The following is a 26,013-nucleotide window of genomic DNA, read 5'->3' on the forward strand; positions in this document are numbered from 1 at the left end:
ACAAACCAATTTAATACATGACACTCCGTAGATTAATTCGGCCAGTATCATTTTTTCTTTTTTTACTGTTCTCCACAACTAGTATTGGTCAGGAAAAGCAAAAATTTTCTGGACCCATAGAAATTGGCAACTATTCAGGTATTGCCAAATATCAATATTTTGTATCTGAAAATGACACTATTTTAGATGGTGCGTTCGAAATGCAGAAATCGAACTTAGGTGATTTACTTACTAATGCAGATGAAACCTTCTCGTTTACAGGACAATTTAAAAACAATCATGCCAACGGTTTATGGAATTTTGATTTTGGTGAATTTAAGTCTGATAGTTTAACAGAGGTAATTGGCTTTCAATACAAAATAAATATTAGTGGGCTACAAGAAAAAGCAAAGGGGAACCTCAAAATGGGAAAACCTGATGGTCTGTGGCATTATTCTCGAAACCAAATTAAGAATTCTGAACTTTTAGAGACTCTTTTTGAAAGCTCAATAGAATTTGATAATGGTATACCTCAAAAAAGTTTTAAAATTAAAAATACTGAAGGCACTGTAGTTGGCAGGTTTTTAAGAGATGGATTGGCACATGATGAATGGACATTTTATTCAGAAAAACAATTAGGCAATACTGAAAGTTGGTTCTTTACAAATGGAGAATTACAAAAAATTAGTACAGTTACTAATGAGCAATCAGATGAAATAAAATTAAGCAAAGTTAACAATGCCAGTAAGACCATAATCAATTTTGATAGTAGATATATAAAACTAATAAGCTTAACAGATAATGGTGCTCAAAAAATACTTGCTAATGCTAGTGAAATACCCAATTTATTAGCAGAAAATGCGGAGTACTATAAAAAGTTAGATACGATATTATCTTCGTTAGGTGAGGCTGCTTTTCTACCTGAATTTAAAGTAAAAGTTGCTTATTATCCTTTAGATTCACTAGAGCGAAAAAATCTTCATGCAATTAGCGAAAGTTATAAAAGGTCAGATTCAATAAGTACTTCGTTTTTGACCGATACCCAACTTAATATTTTAAAGCTTTCTGATGAAGAAGCTAATTACTACTATGCAGTAATCGACTCTATTTCAAAACAATACCTTCATCCTATAAAAGAAATATTAAAATTAAATGATGATAACATTTTAGAATATGTTGATCGTAATTTTTTAGTTCAGCATGTTTTACCCAATGGTTTTCCTTCTAAAGAAATTAATATAATTCTATCAGAAGGTGTTAGCAAGTCATTTAGCGATAGCACCGCAAAGTCTTTTACTTTTTCTGAAAAGAGCTTAAGCGGAATCTTGCAAATGACAAAATATGCCGAGTCTAGTTTAAATTCTATTGAAAAAGTACTCGAACCTAAGTTAGCAAAAGAAAGGCGCCAGCAAGAATTCATTGCTATTGAAGAACAAATGATTTCGCAAATAAAAAATTTAAATGGTGTTATTGATTCAGTAGACTCAAAATTTCCAAAAGAATTGATTAGTGCTCTCGAACAAATTAAATCAGTAGCAAATAAAAATCTGAGCAAATACTCTAACATGCAAAATCTGGAAGAAAAACTGGATTTCGGTCAACACCTTACCAATTGCTTTACTCATTTAGAACAACTTGAAAAAGAGATATTAACTCATCCAACTAAAAATCAAGAAATAGTTGAACATTATCAAGATCAAGTATGGAATCCATTCATGGCTAATCTTATGACTGAAGAAATCAAAAAACGTATTACAGGTGCTTATCGAAAAGTTTTAGAACCTTACCTAATAAATGAGGTGAATACTAATTTAGATTGCACTAATGCTGCCACTTTACTTGATTTGTATAAAGCTACCCACGAGCGTATGTTGACTTTAAGAGATGAAGACACACATAAGTTAGAACGTAAATTAAAAAGAGAGCAAGATCCAAAAATGGTATTAGAATTAATGAATATTAACCCAACAGTTAAGAAAGAGCAATGATGCGAAATTCAAAACAGATAGTATGGGTATTATTCCTAATGTTGGTGTGTATTTGCAAGCAAACTATAGCACAAAATGAAGATTATGAAGTGCTCCCCAAAGAGTCAAAATATAAACATGCCAAAACAAAACTTTGGGTAAATACGTATGGTAAAATAAGAATCTCAAAACGATTGTATTGGGATGCTCAGACACATTTTAGGTTTGAAGAAACTGAAAACACCCCTTTTCTGGGTCAAGTAGGGCAATTGTATAATCGCCATGCCTTAGGATATATTTACTCTAAGAAAGTAAACTTTAGCCTTGGTGGTGTTCTTCGACTTAACTTTAATACGGATCCATTATCTGAAGATAGAAACTTAGTGCCTGAGTGGCGAATTTGGCACCAATACCAATTTGCAATGCCTGTATATAGTGCAACTATTTATCATCGAATCAGAATTGAGCACAGATGGACACAAGGTTTTGAAGACAATAGCGAGTATATTTTTAGAAATAGATGGCGTTATTTGTTCAGAGCAAAAATTCCATTAAACAGTCATAAACTAGAACCCAAAACACTATATGTCGCCCCAGAAACAGAACTAATTATGCAGAGTGGTAAAGCTGTTGTAGGAAGTGTTATGGAAGATCTGCGGTTAACCGCTACATTGGGTTATATTCTTACTCCACGTTTAACAGTAGCCGCCGGAGGGCTGTATTCTATGGGGCAAGATTTAAAAAATGCTGGGGAATTTAAACAAACATTTACGCTACGTGCACATTTATACTATTCCCCAGACTTTAGAAGGGTTAAAAATAAATTACCTGCAATTCATTTAAATGATTAATAAAACCAGTAGTTAAAGTAATACTTCAATAATGAAAAAGAGAATTGCAATACCTTATATTTTATTTGCAGCAACGGCCGGGGTAGCCCTTTTTTATCTATTTAGGTCTGTAGGTTTAAAAAATGATTTAAAGCAAAAAGAGACGCAACAAGCTGAAATTGATCAAAGTTTAGCGGAGTTTAAAGAAGTAATGCGAATTGATTCCATTTTATTAGAAGGTGATTACAAAAAAGCTTTGAATGCTTATAATAGTGAGCTTAAATACGTTAAGGATAATCCATATAGAATTCCTTTAAGAATAGGCCTTGCCGAGCAATTACTAGATTTAAAATCAGATAATACCGAAGTTATAAAAGATAGTGTAGTTACTAATTTAGATTCACTTCAGTTATTGGAACAAAAAGTGAAGTACGATTTAAACGTACGAGATTCTTTGACCTTTGCACTAGAAAAAACTAAAGTACAATTGGCAACGATGAGACGCCAATTAAGTAATAAGTCTTTAGGAGAATACTTAAAATTCAAGAATAAAAAAGGTAGCCTAATGCATTATGTTGGTCAGGTTTCAAATAACATGGCAAATGGTACTGGGGTAGCAATATTAAATACTGGCAGTCGATATGAAGGTTCATGGAAAAACAATGAACGTCATGGCGAAGGCACCTTCTATTGGGCTGATGGCGAGTATTATGTTGGAAGTTATTCTAATGACCTTAGAAACGGAATAGGCACTTATTATTGGCCAAATAAAGAGAAATATGTTGGTGAATGGAAAGATGATAAACGAAACGGAAAAGGTACTTTTTATGGGAAAGATGGTGAAGTTTTCACCAAAGGATTGTGGAAAAATGACAAACTAGTTGAGGAAGAAAAATAGAACTTTATAAACTAAAAACATCTAGTTTTTCAACAAGAGACCTTCCTTCTTTACTTTAAACTAAATACGATATATTTGGATTAAGAACCAGAATGTTCTTTACAATTATCACAAGCACAGCTATCTCCTTCACATTTGCAATTTCCATCTTTATGGACCGTACAAGTTGACTTATGTTCATTTTCTATAAGAGCCAAATCCATTTTACAAACCGGACATTGACCTTCTGTAGTATACATTTTTCCATCTTCACAATTCATCGGACATTGATATTGTAAATCAGATTCTACATGAGAATGCTTCATATCACTTTTCTTGTCTTTACAAGAAGTAAGCACTGTTACTGAACAGAAAAACAAAAGAATAGGAAAAATAAGCAGTTTGACTTTCATAATCAATGATTTAAGAAATCTCAAAATTAAGGCTTTTAGAAAAACTAGCACTTAAACTCCTTGAAATAGCAAAGACAACAAGCTAAAGATTTAACTGCATCCACATCGGTCGATGGTCTGAAATATAATATCGCAAATATTTTTTAAAATCAGGGATTGAATTTTCCCATAACTCTGGAAATATTACCTCGTCAAAATCAAATACCCCCTGAGTAACTATCTTTGATTTTATTGAGGGTAGAAAGGCAATTTGATCATACATGCTATCATTAGATATATTTGAATACACGCGTGTAGAATGTTCTGGTAATTTTAAGCCTCTCTTGATAAGCGCCTCATATACAATATCTCCTTTTTCTATCATGGGTATATTAAAATCACCTAAAGCAATAATATTTTTTGAAAATGCATTTTTCGAACCATTTCTTAGATCAGCATATCTACCAATAGCATAAGCCTCTAAAGCTCTTCGTTCTAGATCTGGCTTCGTTTTACCACCAGAAAATGAATGAACCGTAATTAATATAAAAGTTTCATTTTTCCATTGAAAAGAACATAAATACGGATTTCTATCGAAGCCAGTAAACTTGGTAGTTACACCCTTCAATTTAATAAAAGCATGGTCTTTCGGTGGCACTGAAATTTCACCAACGAGCTCTAATTGATTAAGAATAGAACTATCATAAATAAAAGCAGAACGCTCATTGTTGCCTCCTTTATCAGAAAACACTAAGTTGTAATTAGATGGCAGAAAAGATTCTATGGCCTGTAGACCTAAAAGATTATCATTAACTTCTTGCACAGCAATCACATCAAACCAACTTAGAATTTCAGCTAATAATTTATAATGATCCTCCATTCTAACTTGAAGTCCTAAATTGGCAATATTCCAAGATCCTAAAAGCAACTTGTCATTTGATTTATCAGGAATATTTCTAGTAGACTTATGCGCCTTTAAACGCTCTATTTCTGTATTAACATCAAACGGATGTACAAAATTTGGCTTCTCATAAGCAGGCATGGGCTATAGAATTTAAGTTTATCACCCTAAGTTAATATGATTTTTACTTTTACAAGCAACCTTTGTACAGATGGCGTACAACTTTGTATAAACAGAATAAAATAATAGATAGCAACTTATAAATAATTCTTTTATGAGTTTTCTTGATGTACCACTCTTGTAATTCATATTGAAAATTTCATTATAAATAATCTAAATATCCATAATAACTTTAAAATGATTTCCCTTTTTAAGCAAAATAGCTGTGTCATTTAAATGATTCTCCGTCGTCATGCACCTATCTTTGCTGAAAATTAAATAATGTCAAAGCAATTCTCCGATTTAGGAATTAACGAACAAATACTACAAAGTTTAGTCGATTTAAAGATTTCTGTTCCTACAGATATTCAAAAAAAGACTATTCCTGTCGTATTGAACCAAAAGGAAGATGTAGTGGCTTTGGCGAAAACGGGTACAGGTAAAACTGCGGCGTTTGGTTTACCCTTATTACAATTGATTGATGCAGAAAATTCAGATGTACAGGTCTTAATTTTATCGCCTACTAGAGAATTAGGACAGCAAATTTATGAGAACCTCGTTTCCTTTGCTTCTCATAGTCCATCTATTTCTATTGCTTCGGTTTGTGGTGGTATTCCAATTAAACCGCAAATAGAACGCCTAAAAGAAACTACACACATTATAGTGGCTACTCCAGGGCGGTTGATAGATTTAATACAGCGTAAAGCCGTCAGCATAAAAACGCTAAAGTATTTGGTTTTAGATGAAGCCGATGAAATGGTAACCGCTTTAAAAACAGATTTGGACACCCTTAAAGAAGAAATGCCCAAATCACGTAGAACATTATTGTTTACAGCTACAATGCCCGGTACTGTAAAGCAATTAGTGCAGAACTATATGTCAAAACATGTGGTGCATCTAGAGGCTGATATGGCTCAAATGGGGCATCAAGGTATTGATCATAAATATATTGTTGTAGAACCTATTGAAAAGCTAGAAGTTTTACTTCATTTTCTGCACGCAAGAGAAGGAGAACGTGGTATTATTTTCTGTAAAACCAAAGCTGCAGTCAATAAATTAGCCAAGAAATTGGCTATAAATAAATTCTCATCCGGAGCTATTCATGGTAGTTTATCTCAAGGAATTCGTGATCGAATCATGGGCCAGTTCAGAGAAGGGTTTATTGATATTCTTGTGGCGACAGATTTAGCAGCCAGAGGTATTGATGTTAAAGAAATCTCATATGTGGTAAATTACCACTTACCAGATACTTATGAAGCCTATGTACACCGTAGCGGGCGAACAGCTAGGGCAGGAGCAAAGGGACTTTCATTAAGCATTATTCAGCAAGAAGAAATTAAAAATATTCCTGAGTTTGAGAAAGAGTTGGGACTAGTTTTCAGTGAGTTGAAAAAGCAAGATGCTCAAAACAGAGAAGAAACAAATTTAGTGCTTTGGGCAAAGAAAATATTTAAGACCAAGCCTAATCGTACCGTTTCTGGTGATACAAAGGAAAAAATAAAAACTATTTTTCATCATTTGACCAAAGAAGAATTGATAGAAAAAGTATTAGCTGATCATTTAATGCAAAATGTAAGCACAAGCACTCTCAAAACAGAAACTTCTAAAAAGAAGTAATACTATGGCAAATAGCATTCGAGAACAACAGGATATTTTAGAAAAATTAAAAATTTCTGCATTGAACCCGATGCAAGAAGAAGCCCTGGTTGTCATTGAAAAAACGGAGAACACTGTTCTTCTTTCACCAACGGGTACTGGTAAAACTTTAGCCTTTTTATTGCCCCTAGTTGATGCTTTAGATGCTGAATGCACAGAAGTACAAGCATTGATACTGGTACCATCACGAGAGCTTGCCATACAAATTGAACAAGTAATTCGTGATATGGGTTCTGGTTTCAAAGTAAATGCAGTGTATGGCGGTAGGCCCATATCTAAGGATAAAATTGAATTAAAACACACTCCCGCTATATTAATAGGAACACCAGGTAGAATTGCTGATCATTTTTACAGTGATCGATTTTCAAAATCAGATATTAAAACATTAGTCTTAGATGAATTTGACAAATCGTTAGAAACTGGTTTTGAAGGTGAAATGAGTGAAATCATTAATCAATTACCAAATTTGAATAAACGCATTTTGACTTCGGCGACTCAAGGTGTAAAAATTCCTAGTTTTGTGCGATTAGATAATCCGACAATTATCAATTATTTAAAAGATAAGAAAGAATCGAGACTAGCCCTAAAAACAGTTATTTCAGAGGAAAAAGATAAACTACAAACCTTAGTAGATTTATTGCTTCATATTGGTAATGCACCCGGAATCATTTTCTGTAACTACAAAGATAGTATAGAACAAGTAAGTACATATTTAGACAAGAACCGTATCAATCATGCTTGTTTTTCAGGTGGTATGGAACAACGTGATAGAGAGCGTTCTTTAATTAAATTCAGAAATGGTACCTGTCAAGTATTGATTGCTACTGATCTGGCTGCAAGAGGAATTGATATTCCTGAAATGAAATATATTATTCATTATGAACTTCCTAGAGCCATTGAAGAGTTTACCCATAGAAATGGTAGAACCGCTCGTGTAAACGAAAAAGGAACAGCTTATATTTTACAATGGACAAAAGAGCGCTTGCCTGAGTTTATTAAAAATATTGACCCTGTAGATATTTCAAAAAAAACTCCTTTTACGCCTCAATTTTGGGAAACACTTTTTATTTCAGGAGGAAGAAAAGACAAAATATCAAAAGGTGATATCGCAGGATTGTTTTTTAAACAAGGGGGAATTAACAAAGACCAACTAGGCGTTATTGAGCTAAAACAAGACTGTGCTTTTGTATCCGTTCCGTTATCACTAGCTAATCAATTAGTAGAAAAGCTAAATAATTCACGCTTGAAAAAGAAAAAAATCAGAGTAACAGTGTTGTAAGTTTTATTCTATAATTTGGCCTTTTTCCGCGGCAACAATTTTTCCCCACTCAGCAATAGATGTCAATACCGGAGCCAAACTCTCTCCAAAAGGAGTCAATTGATATTCCACCTTTAAAGGAGGTTTTTTGGTGTATACACGTCGGGTAATTAATCCATCTTCTTCTAACTTTTTGAGCTGTAAACTTAAGGTACGCTCAGTAATTGTTGAAATTAATTTATAGAGTTCATTATACCGTTTTTTACCACCTACCAAATAAATTAATATTACACTTTTCCATTTACCACCAATCAATTCCATAGCAATACTTGTAGTACATGAAAACATTTTATCATTATACTTAATCAGGCGCTTTTTATGTTCAACTTCCATAGTAATCAATTTTAAAATAACAAAATTACAACACTATACTAAATTATACAACTATACTTTTTATAGTATATTTTAATATTTATTAACACCTGTATACCAAGTATTTACAATAAAAAATGTAAAAAAAACACATACTATCATTTTTGACCGTTATTGCAGGGTATTCAAACTCACCATACTTTTGTCACTATACTTTTGATAGTATCATATGAATACAAAAACAATTAAACAGAATTATAGAATGAGCACACCAAACATCGCAAAAGAAGACATTTTAAACGCTTTTAACTTTAGACATGCTACAAAGGAATTTGATGCTACTAAAACTATTTCTGATGATGACATGAAATTCATCTTAGAAGCAGCACATTTATCACCTAGTTCATTTGGTTTTGAACCATGGCATTTTATAGTAGTTCAGGATAAAAAATTACGGGAGTTATTAAAACCTGTAGCTTGGGGAGCACCTTTAAAATTAGATACTGCTAGCCATTTTATATTAGGTTTGAGTATGAAAGCGCCAATGGTAAAGCACGATTCTGAATATATCATGCATATGATGAAAGACGTAAAGCAACTACCTGCTGAAGTAATTGAACTGTATTCTAAGTTTTATAGAGAATTTCAAGAGCGTGATTTTGATTTGGATACGGACAAAAAATTGTTTGACTGGTCAGCTAAGCAAACGTACATCGCTTTAGGAAACATGATGACAGCTGCAGCTTTAACAGGAATTGATTCTTGCCCAATTGAAGGTTTCCATCAAGAAAAAGCAGAAGCTTTATTGAAAGAGAAATTTGGTGTAGATACAGATAAATATGGTCTATCGTTTATGACTGCTTTCGGTTACAGAAAAGCAGATCCAGAATTTGGTAAAACTAGAAGAGATTTTGATGACATCGTAACTTGGAAATAAAACACTATGAAAACATCATTCACAATACTATTTATACTTATAGTTAGCGTTATCTCAATGGCACAAACACCAACAACAGACAATATTAAGTCTGTAAACGAAGTGGTAACCGCAGATAATGTAGAATGGGGTTGGTTAAATCCGTTACGAGGCGATAAGAGTCCGGCTGCAGGAAAACTTTGGGGAGACAGAACCAAAAACGAACCAGCAGGATTTTTGGTGAAATTCAAAAAAGAATTTTCGTCACCATCACATATTCACAATATAACCTATAGAGGTGTAGTAATTAAAGGTTTATTGCATAATGATGATGAGAATGCCGAGAAACAATGGCTACCAGCAGGCTCTTACTGGCAACAACCAGCAGGAGAAGCGCATATTACCGCTACTGACGGTGAAGATAATATGGCGTTTTTAGACATTCAAGAAGGTCCTTATTTGGTAAAGCCAACATCAGAAGCTTTTGATAATGGTGAAAGACCTCTAAATGTTGACAAAACAAACTTAGTTTGGTTAAATGCTAACGACATCCAATGGGTTTCTGAAAAGAGTAATGTACAAACCGCATTTTTATGGGGAAGTCACAAAGAAAATCAGCTACGTGCAGCACTTATAAAATTACCTGCAGGTTTTAAAGGAAGTATCAAAAACTTAAGTCCCAATTTTAGAGTGGTGGTTATCTCTGGCAAGGTAACCCACCAATCTTCTAAAAAGGATGCTGAAACTGTCTTAGAACCGGGTTCTTATTTCGGTGCCGAGGAAGATGCTGAGCCTTTGTTGGGTACAGATACAGAAACGGTTATTTACATCCGCTCTAATGGGAATTTTGAAGTGAAATAAACCATAAGAATTGTTATGAAAAGGAAAGATGGGGAAGACAAGTAGGTATTTCCCCTTTTTAGTTTTAATTTTTAAGTAATGGCAAGAACTATTTTAGAGAACATCGTTATACAACAGTACAAAGACCAAACTTTCTTTTCGTTTTGTGAGTATACCAACATTCGTTTTTTTGAAATCTTATATTTCGAGAAGGGTAGTGGCAGTATCAAAATAAATGGAAAAACCGTTAGTTATTCACCCGCTAGTGTTTTTGTATTTATCCCGGATGATATCTACATCGTAGAAGCAAAAACCGCTACAAGTACTATTGCGATTAAATTCTTGAAGAGTTTTTTTAGAAATACCAGTGCCGTAAACCAAGAACTTCCTGTAAACGATTGGTTTCGTAAAATCGAAGAAATTTTAAACAGCGAGAGCCATCAATTAAGAGAAATGCAGTTTGAAATGGCTTCGGATAGAGCGCATCTTATATCGCTTACAAATATGGTTGCTACCGAGTATTTAAATAAATCATCCCATGATATCTTTATCATTCAAAATTCATTGTCTGTAATTCTGCATTTAATTGCACGTAATATTCAGTATTTAAACGCTTCTGAAGTAAAGGAAGTTAAGTCCTCCAAAATTCAGCAAATCATCAATTACATTCATTCCAACATTTATAATCCTGATCTGTTGACGACCAAAAGTTTGGCCAATGAGTTTCATATGGCCGATAATTACATTAGTGAGTACTTCAAAAAACATACGGATGTACCCTTAAAAAAGTACATCATCAATTACAAATTGAAGTTGGTAGAGACACGTTTAAAGTACACCGATGCACAAGATTCGGAAATTGCTATCGATCTTGGGTTTACCGATTCTAGTCATTTAAACAAGATTTTTAAAACTTACCGAGGCATCAGTTTAAGTGCATTTAAGGCCAATCTGGCCTAAGTCATTACCAGAAACCTTATTTTTTACCAATACCGCTGGTTTTTCTACCAAAATAAAGCTTGAGTACCCAGGTAACTTTGTCCTGTAATTATAACAGAAATAACCTAAAACTCAAGAATTATGGAATACAAGAATTTTCAAACATTTACGGCAGAACAAAAAGGAGGAATTTTAACAGTGACCATTAACTTTGGTCCTGTAAACGTACAAGGACAAGAAATGCTTGCAGATTTAAGTAGTCTTTGTTTACGATTAGAGCGCGACAGAAGCGTTAAAGTAGTAGTTTTTGAATCTTCAAATCCAGATTATTGGGTATGTCATTATGATACCAACTTGCTTAAGGATATGTCTATGGAAGCGGTACCAAGAAACGAAGTACAGTTATTAGACTTACAAGCTGTATTAGAAAGATTAAGCAATGTACCACAAGCAACTATTGCTAAAATTGAAGGTTTTGCACGTGGTGGCGGACACGAAATGGCATTGGCATTAGATATGCGTTTTGCAGCAAGAGGTAAAGCCAAATTTATGCAAATGGAAGTAGGTATGGGCATTTTACCTTGTGGTGGTGGCGCTTCACGTATGGCAAGACAAACAGGTTTAGGAAAGGCACTGGAAATTATTTTAGGAGCCAAAGATTGGGATGCAGACGAAGCTGAAAAGTTCGGAACTATTAACAAAGCATTAGATGCAGATGAAATAGGACCTTATGTAGATGCTTTGGCAGAGCGTATTTCTAAATTTCCGGCAGACTCTATTACAGCTAGCAAACGTGCAGTGTATGCATCTATAGATTTACCAATTAAAGAGGCTTTAAAAGAAGAAGCCTACCAATTGTTTCAGGCAACAAGTAGAACGCCAGCCATAAAAAGATTTACCTACGCAGATGAAAATGGCGCTCAGTTTGACCATAACAACCAAAAGAATTGGGAACAAATGGTGATGGATATTCAAGAAGTAAATTAATAAAACAAGAATTATAATAAATAAAAAAGAAGATTAGATATGAAAGCAATGCTTATAAACAACTACGGAGAAAACGGAAATTTCGAAGTATCAGAAATAGCAAAACCAGCAGCAAAGGCAAATCACGTATTGGTAAAAATAGCTGCATCTAGTGTAAATACAATTGACACTATGATTAAGAATATGGGAACCGACTTACCATTATCACCAGCTACACCAGCCTTATTGGGTATGGATTTCTCAGGAACTGTAGCATCGGTTGGAGATGGCGTAGAAGGTTTTAAAGTAGGCGATGAAGTATACGGTTGCGCTGGCGGATTAGCCGATTTACCAGGAACCTTAACTGAATATATTGTAGCGGATAGCAACCTTGTAGCGCACAAACCAAAAGGCTTAACTATGCGCGAAACTGCAGCTTTACCATTAGTAGCTATTACAGCTTATGAAGGTTTAACTAGAGCAGGCGTAAAAGCAGGTCAGAAAGTATTGGTACACGGTGGTTCTGGTGGTGTTGGTCACTTAGCGGTACAGTTGGCAAAGTATTTTGGAGCAGAAGTTTTTGCTACAGGTACTGGTGATAATCAAAAAGAAATTGTTGAAAAATTTGGCGCAACTTTTATCGATTTTAAAACTGAAAAGGTAGCAGATTACACTGCAAAATATACCGATGGTGGTTTTGATGTGGTTTTTGATACCGTGGGTGGTGCAAACTTGAACAATTCTATTGAAGCAGTTGCCTTAAACGGACACATTTCTACTACGGTTTCGTTATGTGAGTTAGATTTAACTCCGTTGCACTTTAAAGGAGCATCATTACACGTGGTATTTATGCTAATACCCATGTTGCACAATTTTAAAAGAGATGCACACGGAAACATTTTAGAGCGATTAGCTGAAATTTCTAATAAAGGACATTTAACGCCAATAGTAGATGAAAACAAGTTTTCGTTGGAACAAGTTGGTGATGCTTATACACATTTACAAAGCGGAAAAGCTATTGGTAAAATAGTAGTTGAGAACTAAAAACAAATAAGGATTTGCAATGTATCCTTATGATTGATTGGTTGTGTTAAATGCCTCTTGTTAGAGGCATTTTTCTTTGAGGGATTTCAAAACCTTATTTTTTACCAAAACAACCCTTTTTACTACCAAAGGCAAGCAGCTGGTCGTGCTTAATTTTGTTATAGATAAAAACAATAGCAGTAGCTATTCTTAAAAATAGATATTATGAAAACAATAGAACATACAAATGCACTTGCTGAAGCTCGTGCTCTAGAAATACCATCAAGAGAATTATCACTAAGACGCGATCCATCTGTTTCTCAATTTTGGAATGAAAACCGTAAATTGTTAGAAGCTGCTTGGGCAGAATGGGAAATAGAAAACAAGGACGATTTATTAGTTCCTGACGAAACTTTGCTAGATCCGCGTTTACGTAAAGCTATAAAAGAAGCTTGGGAAAATCCAGAAAAAGAATCTGCTGTTGCCGATTTATGGGAAGAAGTTATACCTGGTGTTTATGTTGCACAGTTTTTTGATGTAGACCGCTTAGCAGATTTCCGCAACTATTTAGAAGCTGTAGCAAACTCAAGAGTACCAAAACGTGCGCCTTATGGCATACAGTTAAACCGATATGGAATGATGATAGATCCTCGTTCTGAAGGTCATTTGGCCGCACCTAATTTTCAGGCATTTTATAACGATATGATGGACCGTTTTATGCGTCCGATAGCGCGTTTGTTATTGGGAACTTACGGATATGACAATCAGACTTTTGGTTTCTCAATCCAGTACAATCCAGATAAAGACAAGGATTTACACGCACATACCGATGCTTCTGCGGCTACCTTAAATATCAACATTAACTTACCGGATGAAAAGTTTACAGGATCTGAAGTCGATTTTTATGATAAGGCTTCAGGAAAAACGGTACAAGCTATTTTTGAGCCAGGTAAAGCCATCATCCATAGAGGTAATGTGCCACACGCAACACACCCAATTATAAGCGGACAACGTAGCAATTTAGTAGTTTGGCTGTATGGTGACCGTATGCAAATACCACGTGGTAGTACCAGTAGTTACGGAAATAGTAGCAGTGACACCATTAAAGATGTTGCCTTGGAAAGCGTTACCGCTCGACAACGTTGGAGTTTACCTGATGGTCCTAAAGATACCGTTGCACCGTTTTAAAAGTCCATAAGAAACTGGCAGCATTTGTGCTGCCAGTTTTCATAAACTATATAATTATGTACACCAAACCTAAATATCCAATTGTAACTGTTCTAAAATGGACAAGGAGGTATATTTATATCTTTTTTATAACGGCATTAATTCCTGTTCTACTTTACGAAGTAGCCGGTTTTAAATGGCTTACATTGCCTTGGCAACCAATTGGACTAATTGGTATGGCATTAGCATTTATTACTGGTTTTAAAAACAATGCTTCCTACGATAGACAATGGGAAGCTAGAAAAATTTATGGCGGAATAGTAAATGCATCTCGTTGGTTTACAACAATGGTTAACGATTTTGTAACAAATAGTAATACCGATAAGCCTAAAACAGAAGCTGAACTATTTCAGATAAGAAAAACGATGGTTTTACGCCATGTTGCTTGGATGAGTTCCTTGAGACATGCCTTGCGCCAAAAAAAGAGTTGGGAAACGGCTAAAACAAATAAGTCTGATCAAGAGCATATGAAAAAAATAAAGGTTCTAGAATTTGAAAATTCGTTATCTGATGAGTTAGAAGGTTATTTGTCTTTGGATGAAAAAGCTAAGGTACTCACTAAAACAAACAAGCAAACTGCGGTTTTAAACTTTCAATCTAAACACATTAGACAATTGGTTTCATTAGGGTTAATTGATAATTTTAGACACGTAGAATTTCAAAATATAATTGGTGAGTTGTTCACCTTGCAAGGAAAAGCAGAACGAATTAAAAATTTCCCATATCCCAGACAGTTTGCTACTTTGAACTCCTATTTTGTTTGGATTTTCATTTTCATAATGCCTTTTGGTTTTATGCGCCAGTTTGATGTAACTGCACAATCTTTGGTTGCATCTGGTGTGCACAATGCGTTTTTTGGATTTATAGTCCAACATTTTGTGTGGTTATCTATTCCCTTTACCATTATTATTTCGTGGATATTTTTTGCTATGGAGCGTGTAGGAGATACTTCAGAAAATCCGTTTGAAGGAATGGGTAATGATGTGCCAATTTCCACTATTTCTAGAGCAATAGAAATTGATATTAGAGAAATGATTGATGATGACAAATATGAAATTCCTGATCCTTTACCTGAATATGCAAATACTCAAATGTAGCAATTGAACTAGATTCCATACTTAAAATTAAAACTCAATAGATAAAGCTTATAAAATGAAACATATTTTAATAACAGGAAGTACAGACGGCATAGGAAAATTACTAGCCTTGCGTTTGGCTAAAGAAGGGCACTTTGTAGCCATTCATGGTAAGAGTGATGCTAAATTAAGCGCTACTTTAAAAGAAATAAAACAGCAATCTAAAAATGAAAATGTAATAAGCTTTTTAGCGGATTTTTCAGACTTAAATGCAGTGAAAAAAATGGCTGAAGAGGTTGCTAAAAAGATGCCGGTAATTGATATCCTGGTCAACAATGCAGGTGTTTTAATGACAAATAGCAATAGAGGTACTACAGATATTCGGTTTGTGGTAAATTACTTTGCACCTTATATATTAACTAATGGCATATTAGCAAATTTAAAAGCATCAGACGCACCAAGAATTGTGAATTTAAGTTCTGCTGCGCAATCTACTATAAATGTACAAGCATTAGAAGGCAAAACAGGCTTGGGCTCCAACGAAGCTTACGCACAAAGCAAACTGGCATTAACCATGTGGAGTTTTTATTTAGCGGAACAAGAACCATTAATCACGGTAGTGGCGGTAAATCCGGGTTCATTATTAAATACTAAAATGGCAAAAGAAGCTTACGGGCAACATTGGTCTCCGGCAGAAAAAGGAGTTGACATTATATACAATTTAAGCATGACCGATCTGGCCCAAACAGGACAGTATTTTGATAACGACAAAGGTTCATATGCCATAGCTCACGCTGATGCTTATAATGCTTCCAAAATAGAAGAATTAATACAAATTACAGACCGTTTTTTCCCTAACATATAATTTTGGCATTGCTTTATAATATATCACTATTGCACTTCACAAAATTCAAGTAATTTTGCATTTTGAAAAAAATGGGAAAAGAAAAATTCCATTGTTTTTTTTAGATAGTTAAATTCGAAACAAATGGATAACTTAATTACTTTTTCTATAACTGTTTTTACAGCTTTTTTTGCCATTACGAATCCAATTTCAAACATGACTGTTTTTCTATCGCTTACGCAAGGGGCGGATAAAAAAACAAAGCACGACATAAACAAAAGAGCAAATATGATTGCTTTTGTAATCGTGACGCTTTTCATCATTTTAGGTAAGTATATTTTCGAGTTGTTTAATATTAGTATTCCGGCATTTAAAATCACAGGCGGAATTTTAATATTTTATATCGGTTTTGAAATGTTACAGTCCAAAGTATCAGATGTTAAAAACTTAAAGAAAGTAGATATTGATGAGAATATTGCCGTATCGCCACTTGCCATTCCTATTTTGGCCGGACCTGGAACTATCGTTACGGCTATGAATTTTGTGGCTAATGCTGCTGCCTTACAAATATTCTTAGTAATTGCTATTTTTGGGTCAATGAGCTTATTAACGTATTTTACTTTTAGAATAAGTGATTTAATAGTTAGAATTGTTGGTAATAACGTTATCTCTGTAATTGGAAAAATAATGGGTCTAATCATTGCAATTATAGGTACAGGTATGATTATACAAGGAATTAAAATCTCTTTTGACATATAGCTTCTGATTGGATTTCTAATTTTGGAGTAATAACCAAATTATAATTAGAGCAATCCTATAAAATTTTAATAAACAGATTTTATTTTAATCCGCAGTATACCATGAAAAAAATATTAATTCTGTTTTCACATCCTAAATTTGAAAAGTCTCGTGCAAATACTGTGCTTGTCAAGCATATAAGAAACAAAGAAGGTGTTACATTTCATGATTTGTATGAACGTTATCCCGATTTTCATATCGATGTTGATGCCGAAAAAGAAATATTAAATCAACATGATGTAATTATTTGGCATCATCCTTTATACTGGTATAGTTGTCCTCCATTAATGAAACAATGGATTGATATGGTTTTAGAATTTGGTTGGGCTTATGGCCCAGAAGGTAAAGCCTTGCAATCTAAAACCTGTTTAAATGTAATTACAACTGGCGGTTCTAGAGAAGTATATTGTTCTGAAGGAACAAATAGTTTTACCGTTAATCAATTTTTAAGACCCTTTGAGCAAACTGCTAATTTGTGCGGTATGACTTATTATCCACCATTTGCCGTTATGGGAACACATAATCTTTCAAATGAAGATTTAATCCTTCATGCCAAACAATACGGTGATTTAATAGATTTGTTACAAAATGAATTGGTTGTAACTGATTTTAAGGGTTGTGCCTTTTTAAACGACATACCAGAACTAAAACCCGCATAAGATATGACAGGAAGCATACTTTTTGAAGCTATTGTTTTTCTAGCAGGAGCCATTATTTGTGTATCTATTGCCAAACGATTAGGGCTAAGTTCAGTTATTGGATATTTATTTGCTGGTGTTTTAATTGGGCCATATGTATTAGGTTTTATAGGCCAAGAAGGTGAAGATATTCTACATTTCGCTGAATTTGGTGTGGTAGTAATGCTGTTTTTAATAGGATTAGAAATAGAGCCAAAGAACTTCTGGAACATGCGAAAAACCATAGTAGGCATGGGCGGTATACAAGTTGCAGGCACCATCTTACTATCCTATCTACTCTTTACCTTTTTAGGGTTTGACTGGAAGGTTTCGCTAGTAATTTCCATGGCCGTTGCATTGTCATCTACAGCAATTGCATTACAGACGATAAAAGAGAAAGGCTTAATGAATACCACTTTTGGTAATTCATCATTTTCAATTCTATTATTTCAAGATATAATTGTCATTTTCATGCTCGGTGCATTGCCATTATTATCCAATTCTGATGAATCAGCTTTGGCAGAAAATACGAGTGAAAATGGTAATTTGCTAGAAAGCCTGCCGATGGGTTTTCAAACCTTGGCTATTATTTTATCGGTAGTTTTTATCATCATTGCTGGTAAATATTTAATTGTACCCATGTTACGTAAAGTTGCTAAAACAGGCGTACGAGAACTGTTAATTGCAGCTGCACTTTTAATTGTATTTTCTATTTCATTTTTAATGGAATATGTAGGCCTTAGTCCTGCATTAGGTGCTTTTTTAGGTGGGGTAGTGCTATCAAATAGTGAATTTAAACATGAGCTAGAAAGCACCTTAGAACCTTTTAAAAACCTACTTCTTGGTTTATTTTTTATGGCAGTTGGTGCTTCAATCAACTTTATTGTAATCGCCAAAAGTCCATTAACCATTGGCGGAATTTTAATAGCTATCATAGCTTTAAAAGGGCTTGTTTTATTTATTACAGCTCAAATTTTCAAATTAAAACTAGACCAAAAATTATTATTGACTTTTAGTTTGGCACAAATAGGTGAATTTGCCTTTGTATTATTATCCTTCGCGTTCGGATTAAATATTTTAGAGCAAGAACAGATGGATATGATGCTCGTAATTACAGCATTATCTATGTCACTGACTCCGATATTGAGTATGATTAATGAGCGCATAATATTACCAAGAATAGGCACAAAAGAATCTGTAAAGCGACCAATGGATCATATTGCGAAATCTCAAAAAATAATATTAGTAGGTTTTGGACACTTTGGAAGCACCATAGGCCGCTTTTTACGTTCACATGGAGTTGAGGCAACTATTTTAGATCATGATTCTAACCGTGTTGATTTTCTTCGGAAAATGGGTTTTGAAGTGTATTATGGTGATGCTACTCGTATCGACTTATTAGAATCTGCAGGCATTGCAGAAGCTAAAATAGTGATTTGTGCCACTAATAAAATTTCTGTTTCTAAAGCCATTAGTAAAATAATTAAGGATAAATATCCACATGTTGAATTAATGATTCGCACTAAAAACAGATATGACGCCTATGAATTGCTCAATCTAGGCAATGAAAATATTTATCGTGAATCGTTAGAAACATCCTTAACCTTAGCCAAAGATGTGCTGAGTAAAATGGGTTTTAGAAAATATACTTTAAATAGACAAATTCAGAATTTCATTAAATATGATGAAAAAAGCTTAAGGCGCTTAGCTACTGAAGCTAAACGAGATGAGAATTACATTTTTAAAGCTAAAAAAGAACTAGAACAGCAAGAAAAATTTTTAAATGAAGATTTTAAAAGAGGTATAGTAGCTTACGATAATCATTGGGATAGTGAACAAATTAGACGAGCTTTAGAAAAGAACAAAGTAGAATAACTGGTATCAGGGTAAAAAGACAACAAAAATAGTATCAGCTCTTCAAAATAAAGATTTAGTTTCGCGCCACAATAATCAGATTAAAATTGCTAATTAGTATACCGATAAAAAAATAGTTGAATGATTAGTGAAGATTTGGATGATTCCCACGAAGTAACACTAGATGAGGTAGAAAAGTGTATTGCTGTTTTAGAGCGTCTTGTTGCAGATACGAATCAAATATTTGAGATTCCGAAAGAACAAAGAACGGCATTAATTAAGGCATCCGGTCAATTTTCAAGACCAAGTAGAGAAGAGTTTTCCCGAAGAAAAAAAGATGCAAAAAAAGCAGCAAAGCGTAAACAAGCTGCCAAAGATAAAAGTGCCCGAAATCAGACTGGTATTCGACATGCTCGAGAAGCATCAGTATTTGTGGCTCCAAAATTATTAGCAGCAGCTGATTTATCGAATAAAGATACCCCAGAATTAGAATCCCCAAGAGATTGTTATGTGTGCAAAGTTAAATTCACCAAACTGCACCATTTTTATGATACCATGTGCACAGAATGTGGTGATTTAAACTATTTAAAAAGATTTCAAACAGCAGATGTGAAGGGCCAAGTAGCCGTTATTACAGGTTCTCGTTTAAAAATCGGATATCACATTTCCCTAATGTTATTGCGTGGCGGAGCAACGGTAGTTGCAACAACCCGATTTCCGGTAGATTCAGCTTTACGTTTTTCGAAAGAGGCTGACTTTACAGAATGGGGACATCGATTAAAAATACATGGTCTTGATTTAAGGCATATTCCTAGTGTAGAAATATTCTGTAATTATATTGAACAGAATTATGAAAAACTAGATATTCTAATTAATAATGCTGCACAAACGGTTCGCCGACCCGCCGGATTTTATGCACACCTAATGCAGAATGAAGAAAGACCAATTGAAAGCTTACCAAAATTCGCAAAAGACCTATTGGCAGACCATAAGAACTGTCTTGAAGAATTAACAGAGTTAACAGCAGCTGCATCTTCAAACAAAAATATGCCAGTATCATGGCATGGTCCTGAACCCGGCATTGGTTTACGTTCTTCTGCTAAATTATCTCAGATTCCGTACAGCTTTGATGCTAGTTTAGTAGCCCAAGAAGTATTTCCTGAAAGTCAATTAGATGCAGATTTACAACAAGTAGATTTGCGTAAAACCAACAGCTGGCGACTAAAACTAGGCGAAATAGAAACCACTGAAATGGTAGAAGTACAATTAGTAAATTCTGTAGCACCTTTTGTATTGTGCAATCGGCTTTCGGAAATTATGAAGAAAGAAAACACAGGCCAAAAACATATTATAAATGTTACGGCTATGGAGGGTAAATTTCATCGATTTTTTAAAGAATCGCGCCATCCGCATACCAACATGGCAAAAGCAGCCCTAAATATGTTAACGCATACCGCCTCTGGTGATTTAGCAAAATATGGCATTTATATGAATGCTGTAGATACAGGATGGGTTACTGATGAAGATCCAGCAGAATTAGCGAAAAAGAAACAAGAAGTACATGATTTTCAACCACCATTAGACATTGTAGATGGTGCAGCTAGAGTTGTAGACCCTTTATTTGATGGAATAAATACAGGAAAGCACTGGTGTGGAAAATTCTTAAAAGACTACTTTCCAATCACTTGGTAAAAGATGTAATTACTTTTGAATGAGTTTAGAATATTCCATAAAGTGGTTTTCTAAACGTTTTAATTGCGGATGCATTTTTTCAGCATAAACAACAAACTGACATTTTTTTATACTAGCAGCGGTAACAATCAAACTGGTTGTATCGCTTTTTACTGATAAAAATTCAGCATCATCGATGCTGCAAATTTTTAGTTCAGAAATACTCACGCCATTACTTAAAAATAGTTTGTGTAGCGTTTTTGGAGTTGTTATCAGAATATCAATACCCATATAAATTTCTGACTTCTGAACATCAATGTGTAGCTGCTCATAACTCGCATAAATACGTACTGAGCTATATTTGGTGTATTCAAAAAAGGCATCATACAAAGCCAAAGCTTTGTCTTTATTCTCAACAATTACAATAGCTCTGGGCGCATTACCTACTGCCTCACATTTTAACTTTTGTAATGTTGTTAAAATTAAAGTGGTGGTTTTACCACTATCTTTAGGTGCTATACAGAAAACATTAGCTCCACTCTTAACCACAGGAATACTGCTTTTTTGAAATGGAGTAGGGGTATCTATAGAAAGACGTTCAAAGGTTTCAAGCAAATGAGAATGTAACTTTTTAAATGGCATACCTTTTCAATATAAAATTTAAATGATGCTGCAAATATACAGCCAAGGAAATAGGTTAGCTGTGTATAGTCTTTTAAATTGGGTATTGGTTAAAAAATAATCTAATAGCTATGAATACAGAATCAAAAATACACCGGCCATAATTCCGGCTAACGGAATTAATTTTTTACGTTTATTTTGCTCTTTGAATAACAAGCCACCAACCACTACAGCAATTATAATTTGGCTTCGTTTTATTGCAGAAAGCAACATAATCAAAGCATCAGGATCCTGTAAAGCTTTAAAATAAAAATAATCAGCGACTACCAATAAAATACCTACTAATGGTATCGTCCATCGCCATTTAAAGGCGTTACGTTTTTCAGCATATGGAAACCAGGTTACGGTTAATATTATCAGCAGGATAAGCATTGTATAAAAGGAAAACCAAAATTGTAAGGTTTGCGGATTCAAGGCTAAACTTTGAATTAAAAATTTGTCGTACAAACCACTTGAAGCTCCTAAAAATGTAGCTCCGATTATAGCGAATATCCATTTATTTTTAGTGAAATTAATGCCTTCTTTTTTTCCAATTTTAGAATAAAGCATTACTGAAATTATGATTAAGAAAAATCCAATCCATTGCCAAAAGTTTGGCTTTTCTTGATAAATCGTAATAGCCCCTATAAACGTAAAAAACGGACCAGCCGAGCGAATAGGCGTAACTATAGTAATCGGTAAATGCTTTAGGGCTTGATATGCTAAAACCCAAGATGCAGCCATAATCGCCGACTTAATGAATATAAATCCATGTGTTTTCAATGGTAAATCGGTGATATACAATTGTATATCAATCATAAATTCTTTAAAAAAAGCAGAACCAATATAAACTGGAAGTACAAATAAAAAGCCAGAAATAATTGTACCAAAAAGCACAGGAAAAACTTCATTGCCTTGTACGGCGTGTTTTTTACATAAATTATGTAAACCCAAAAATAAAGCAGCTAAAAGTCCGAGATACATCCACATATAGCGCGCGAAGATATTAGATCTACACAGTGTAGCAACTAGGATACTTTATAAAAATGTTAGGTTTTAAGTTAGATGTAGTTTGGGTCTATATACTGTAAAATAGAACAGTTAAACTACAATTAAAGTAAAAAACGCTGAATTTAAGCTGATTGGTTCACAATAAAGATGTAGTTTCGCGCCTTCTAAAAAATAAGAGTATGAAGCGCATTAGTCAATATAAAAAGCTTTTTGGTGTTGAAAAGGAAATCGATTTAAAAACACTTAAATCAACCTACCGTAATTTGGTAAAAGAATGGCATCCAGATAAATTTCAAGAGGGTGATGCCAAACGCGAAGAAGCTGAAGTACAGAGTCGTGCTATAATTGATGGATATCATTTTTTGGTAAGTATTGCTCCTGAAACTATCGCAGCTAACTTAGAAGCGTATACTGAAACCATTACCAATTCAGGAATAGCCGATTATGTGCACAAAGGCTTGCTATTAGAAATTACCTTTCTAGACGGAACTACATATGAGTACTTTGGGGTTACTAAACCCATTTATATTAAAATGGTTAACTCAAATAAATTGAACCGTTTTGCAAAACGGGCTATTTATCCGAATTACACCTATAGAAAATCAAAACGAACGCTTCAAGAAGCATAAAAACTGATTATAAACTAATTTCGTATTACTCACAAAGAAGTAATTACATTAAATAAGTCCTGCAAATAGATATTTGCAGGATTTTCTTTTTTAAATGAAACATGACCCAATAACCATTAAAATTTGCTGTATTGCTTTTTATCTTAACGCAAAAGCGATTAATGGTCTAGTGAATTTAAATAGTTGATTATCTTGATTTGATACTTATAAATAAAGAAATATTTAGCTAATTAAATACAATGAATCATGGCAAAAAAGTCTAACAAAAAATCAGATAACCAAAAAATAAAAGACTTAGAAAAGCATCATGTAGATTACATCGATAATCCGATGACTACAAATCAAGGATTAAAAGTTAACGATACAAATAATTCATTAAAGTCAGGAGAGCGTGGCGCTACGTTGCTTGAAGATTTTCTTCTACGAGAGAAAATTACTCACTTTGATCATGAGCGAATTCCAGAACGAATTGTTCATGCCAGGGGTAGTGGTGCACATGGATATTTTGAGTTGACAAAAAGTATAAAAAAATATAGTAAAGCAGGAATACTTAATGATACCAAAAGAAAAACACCAGTTTTTGTAAGGTTTTCTACTGTTGCCGGTTCAAAAGGATCACCTGATTTAGCACGAGATGTTCGGGGGTTTGCAGTTAAATTTTATACAGAGGAAGGTACTTGGGATTTGGTCGGAAACAATATGCCAATCTTCTTTATACAAGATGCCATGAAATTTCCAGATTTAATCCACTCAGTAAAACCAGAACCTAATAATGAAATTCCACAAGCGGCATCTGCTCATGATACATTTTATGATTTCATTTCTCGTACTACCGAAACAATGCATAACCACATTTGGGCTATGAGTGATAGAGCAATACCAAGAAGTCTCAGAATGATGGAAGGATTTGGTATACATACATTTAGATTAATAAATGAAAATAACGAGTCTCATTTTGTAAAATTTCACTGGAAACCTAAATTAGGAGTACATTCTGTTACTTGGGATGAAGCCGTAAAAATCAATGGAGCTGATGCTGATTTTCACCGACGTGATTTATGGGAAGCTATAGAAAGTGGTAATTATCCTGAATGGGAACTTGGTATACAAGTGGTACCTGAAAAAGATGAACATAAGTTTGAATTCGATTTATTAGATCCTACAAAACTTATACCAGAAGAACTGGTACCAGTTGAAATAATAGGTAAAATGACTTTAAATAGAAATCCAGAAAATTTCTTTGCCGAAACAGAGCAAGTAGCTTTTTTACCGGGTCATATTGTTCCAGGTATTGACTTTACTAACGACCCCTTATTGCAAGGTCGTTTATTTTCGTACCGTGATACACAACTTTCCCGTTTAGGTGGTCCCAATTTTCATCAAATTCCAATAAATAAGCCGCTAAACAAAGTATATAATAACGAGCGAGATGGTCACATGCAAATGGATATTCCAAAAGGTAATGGAGCATACTTTCCTAATACATTAATGAGTGGTTGTCCACATCTTAGCAAGATGGTAGAAGGAGGTTTTACACATTTTGAAGAACGTATAGATGCTAACAAAATCAGAGGTAGAAGTGAGAGTTTTAGTGATCACTTTTCTCAGCCTGCACTATTTTACCGGAGCATATCTGATTGGGAAAAAGAGCATGTAGCAGGTGCATATTCATTTGAGTTGGGCAAATGCAAACAAGCTTATATAAAAGAACGTATGTTGTGGCTCATAAATAAAATAGATAAAAGTTTAGCAAAAACGGTAGCTAATAATTTAGGAATGAAAGTTCCCAAAAGCATCGAAAAACCAATAAATCAAGCTATAGGAGCAGATAGTGATGTGAAAAAGCATCAACCAGGTAATGCTAAAAATTATTTAGACCAGGATCCAACCTTAAGTCAAGCCAATACTAAATTTGATAGTATTGAAACACGACAAATTGCCTTTTTGGTAGCAGATGGATTTGATATGAAAGCGTATAAATCAATGAAAACTGCTCTAGAAAAAGAAGGTGCTGTAATCAAACTGATAGCGCCACATGGGGGCACAATAAGTTGTAGTGAAGATATGAAGCATGAAGTTGATGTCGCAATCGCGACTACTGAAAGTGTACTTTTTGATGCAGTATATATTCCAGGTGGCGATAAAGCTGTTAAGGCTATACTAAAGGAAGCGAAATATTTAAAATTCATTAACGAAGCTTTTAAACACTGCAAAGCTATAGCCGTCAGTGGTGCGGGTGAAAATGTTATTGATAAAACATATGCATTTGAACATAAAGATAATGATGACGCGATTTTTATAAACGCCTCACCAAAACAGTTCAGAGATGCGATTGCCAAACATCGCAACTGGAAGCGTCGTAAGGCCGCAATGGCAGTTCCAGCATAAAGTTGTTAAACTATTTTAATCTTGAAAAGAGTTTATTAAATTAAATTACTCAAGGTATTATTAAAAAACAAAAAGGGTTGTCTTAAACGGACAACCCTTTTTC

Annotated in this window: 24 protein-coding genes; 19 read left to right on the top strand and 5 right to left on the bottom strand. The window is 34.2% G+C overall.

Translation table 11 applies throughout. The features are described 5' to 3' along the window. Positions 1 to 17: 17 nt before the first annotated feature. The 3 genes from JQC67_RS13345 to JQC67_RS13355 are packed head-to-tail and all read left to right on the top strand — an operon-like array spanning position 18 to position 3,674. The gene (locus JQC67_RS13345) at positions 18 to 1,967 is read left to right on the top strand and encodes a hypothetical protein (protein WP_203253420.1); all 1,950 of its coding nucleotides are present in this window, start codon (positions 18 to 20) and stop codon (positions 1,965 to 1,967) included. Continuing rightward, entirely contained in the window at positions 1,964 to 2,797 is an 834-nt protein-coding gene (locus tag JQC67_RS13350) for a DUF2490 domain-containing protein (protein ID WP_238934771.1), read from the top strand. The genes JQC67_RS13345 and JQC67_RS13350 overlap by 4 nt, the downstream gene beginning before the upstream one ends. Before the next feature lie 31 nt (positions 2,798 to 2,828). After that, positions 2,829 to 3,674: an MORN repeat-containing protein gene (locus tag JQC67_RS13355; protein WP_203253421.1), complete on the top strand. Its 846-nt coding sequence runs from the start codon at positions 2,829 to 2,831 to the stop codon at positions 3,672 to 3,674. Between the two features lie 80 nt (positions 3,675 to 3,754). Here the strand turns inward: JQC67_RS13355 and JQC67_RS13360 are convergent, their stop codons facing one another. Next, positions 3,755 to 4,066, bottom strand: a complete 312-nt coding sequence (locus JQC67_RS13360) for a heavy metal-binding domain-containing protein (RefSeq protein ID WP_203253422.1) — start codon at positions 4,064 to 4,066, stop codon at positions 3,755 to 3,757. 82 nt (positions 4,067 to 4,148) lie between these two features. Continuing rightward, positions 4,149 to 5,087 (bottom strand): endonuclease/exonuclease/phosphatase family protein, encoded by a 939-nt coding sequence (locus JQC67_RS13365; RefSeq protein WP_203253423.1) that lies wholly within the window; start codon positions 5,085 to 5,087, stop codon positions 4,149 to 4,151. Between the two features lie 300 nt (positions 5,088 to 5,387). Here JQC67_RS13365 and JQC67_RS13370 point away from each other — a divergent pair, with 300 nt between their 5' ends. Next, on the top strand, positions 5,388 to 6,722 hold the full coding sequence (locus tag JQC67_RS13370; protein ID WP_203253424.1) for a DEAD/DEAH box helicase: 1,335 nt from the start codon (positions 5,388 to 5,390) through the stop codon (positions 6,720 to 6,722). Between the two features lie 4 nt (positions 6,723 to 6,726). Continuing rightward, the gene (locus tag JQC67_RS13375; RefSeq protein WP_203253425.1) at positions 6,727 to 8,040 is read left to right on the top strand and encodes a DEAD/DEAH box helicase; all 1,314 of its coding nucleotides are present in this window, start codon (positions 6,727 to 6,729) and stop codon (positions 8,038 to 8,040) included. Between the two features lie 3 nt (positions 8,041 to 8,043). On the opposite strand, the gene JQC67_RS13380 is transcribed toward JQC67_RS13375, so the two are convergent. Further along, complete coding sequence (locus JQC67_RS13380) at positions 8,044 to 8,412, bottom strand: winged helix-turn-helix transcriptional regulator (protein WP_203253426.1); 369 nt, start codon at positions 8,410 to 8,412, stop codon at positions 8,044 to 8,046. A gap of 241 nt (positions 8,413 to 8,653) precedes the next feature. Between JQC67_RS13380 and JQC67_RS13385 the strand changes: the two genes are divergently transcribed. The 12 genes from JQC67_RS13385 (at position 8,654) to JQC67_RS13440 (ending at position 21,243) form a co-directional block, all read left to right on the top strand. After that, entirely contained in the window at positions 8,654 to 9,328 is a 675-nt protein-coding gene (locus JQC67_RS13385) for an NAD(P)H-dependent oxidoreductase (RefSeq protein ID WP_203253427.1), read from the top strand. A 6-nt stretch (positions 9,329 to 9,334) separates the two neighbouring features. Further along, a complete protein-coding gene (locus tag JQC67_RS13390; RefSeq protein ID WP_203253428.1) occupies positions 9,335 to 10,168 on the top strand; it encodes a DUF4437 domain-containing protein in 834 nt (277 codons plus the stop codon). 78 nt (positions 10,169 to 10,246) lie between these two features. Then, positions 10,247 to 11,107: an AraC family transcriptional regulator gene (locus JQC67_RS13395; RefSeq protein WP_203253429.1), complete on the top strand. Its 861-nt coding sequence runs from the start codon at positions 10,247 to 10,249 to the stop codon at positions 11,105 to 11,107. Between the two features lie 120 nt (positions 11,108 to 11,227). Beyond that, positions 11,228 to 12,073: an enoyl-CoA hydratase/isomerase family protein gene (locus JQC67_RS13400; RefSeq protein WP_203253430.1), complete on the top strand. Its 846-nt coding sequence runs from the start codon at positions 11,228 to 11,230 to the stop codon at positions 12,071 to 12,073. A 39-nt stretch (positions 12,074 to 12,112) separates the two neighbouring features. Beyond that, the gene (locus JQC67_RS13405) at positions 12,113 to 13,096 is read left to right on the top strand and encodes a zinc-dependent alcohol dehydrogenase family protein (protein WP_203253431.1); all 984 of its coding nucleotides are present in this window, start codon (positions 12,113 to 12,115) and stop codon (positions 13,094 to 13,096) included. 204 nt (positions 13,097 to 13,300) lie between these two features. After that, positions 13,301 to 14,263, top strand: a complete 963-nt coding sequence (locus JQC67_RS13410; protein WP_203253432.1) for a 2OG-Fe(II) oxygenase — start codon at positions 13,301 to 13,303, stop codon at positions 14,261 to 14,263. A gap of 56 nt (positions 14,264 to 14,319) precedes the next feature. Beyond that, a complete protein-coding gene (locus JQC67_RS13415) occupies positions 14,320 to 15,399 on the top strand; it encodes a bestrophin family protein (RefSeq protein WP_203253433.1) in 1,080 nt (359 codons plus the stop codon). Positions 15,400 to 15,454: 55 nt separating this feature from the next. Beyond that, positions 15,455 to 16,243: an SDR family NAD(P)-dependent oxidoreductase gene (locus JQC67_RS13420; protein WP_203253434.1), complete on the top strand. Its 789-nt coding sequence runs from the start codon at positions 15,455 to 15,457 to the stop codon at positions 16,241 to 16,243. Positions 16,244 to 16,366: 123 nt separating this feature from the next. Beyond that, positions 16,367 to 16,981, top strand: a complete 615-nt coding sequence (locus JQC67_RS13425; protein WP_203253435.1) for a MarC family protein — start codon at positions 16,367 to 16,369, stop codon at positions 16,979 to 16,981. Between the two features lie 101 nt (positions 16,982 to 17,082). Beyond that, the gene (kefF, locus tag JQC67_RS13430) at positions 17,083 to 17,679 is read left to right on the top strand and encodes a glutathione-regulated potassium-efflux system oxidoreductase KefF (RefSeq protein WP_203253436.1); all 597 of its coding nucleotides are present in this window, start codon (positions 17,083 to 17,085) and stop codon (positions 17,677 to 17,679) included. A 3-nt stretch (positions 17,680 to 17,682) separates the two neighbouring features. Continuing rightward, complete coding sequence (locus JQC67_RS13435; protein ID WP_203253437.1) at positions 17,683 to 19,572, top strand: monovalent cation:proton antiporter-2 (CPA2) family protein; 1,890 nt, start codon at positions 17,683 to 17,685, stop codon at positions 19,570 to 19,572. A gap of 120 nt (positions 19,573 to 19,692) precedes the next feature. Further along, on the top strand, positions 19,693 to 21,243 hold the full coding sequence (locus JQC67_RS13440) for an SDR family oxidoreductase (protein WP_203253438.1): 1,551 nt from the start codon (positions 19,693 to 19,695) through the stop codon (positions 21,241 to 21,243). A 9-nt stretch (positions 21,244 to 21,252) separates the two neighbouring features. Here the strand turns inward: JQC67_RS13440 and JQC67_RS13445 are convergent, their stop codons facing one another. Then, positions 21,253 to 21,864, bottom strand: a complete 612-nt coding sequence (locus JQC67_RS13445) for a DEAD/DEAH box helicase (RefSeq protein ID WP_203253439.1) — start codon at positions 21,862 to 21,864, stop codon at positions 21,253 to 21,255. A gap of 108 nt (positions 21,865 to 21,972) precedes the next feature. Further along, positions 21,973 to 22,872 (bottom strand): EamA family transporter, encoded by a 900-nt coding sequence (locus JQC67_RS13450; protein WP_203253440.1) that lies wholly within the window; start codon positions 22,870 to 22,872, stop codon positions 21,973 to 21,975. A gap of 200 nt (positions 22,873 to 23,072) precedes the next feature. Here JQC67_RS13450 and JQC67_RS13455 point away from each other — a divergent pair, with 200 nt between their 5' ends. Then, positions 23,073 to 23,522 (top strand): KTSC domain-containing protein, encoded by a 450-nt coding sequence (locus tag JQC67_RS13455; protein ID WP_203253441.1) that lies wholly within the window; start codon positions 23,073 to 23,075, stop codon positions 23,520 to 23,522. A gap of 246 nt (positions 23,523 to 23,768) precedes the next feature. Beyond that, positions 23,769 to 25,910: a catalase gene (locus JQC67_RS13460; protein ID WP_203253442.1), complete on the top strand. Its 2,142-nt coding sequence runs from the start codon at positions 23,769 to 23,771 to the stop codon at positions 25,908 to 25,910. The last annotated feature ends 103 nt before the right edge of the window (positions 25,911 to 26,013 follow it).

This window comes from Aurantibacter crassamenti (genome assembly GCF_016811105.1).
Classification (GTDB): domain Bacteria; phylum Bacteroidota; class Bacteroidia; order Flavobacteriales; family Flavobacteriaceae; genus Aurantibacter_A; species Aurantibacter_A crassamenti.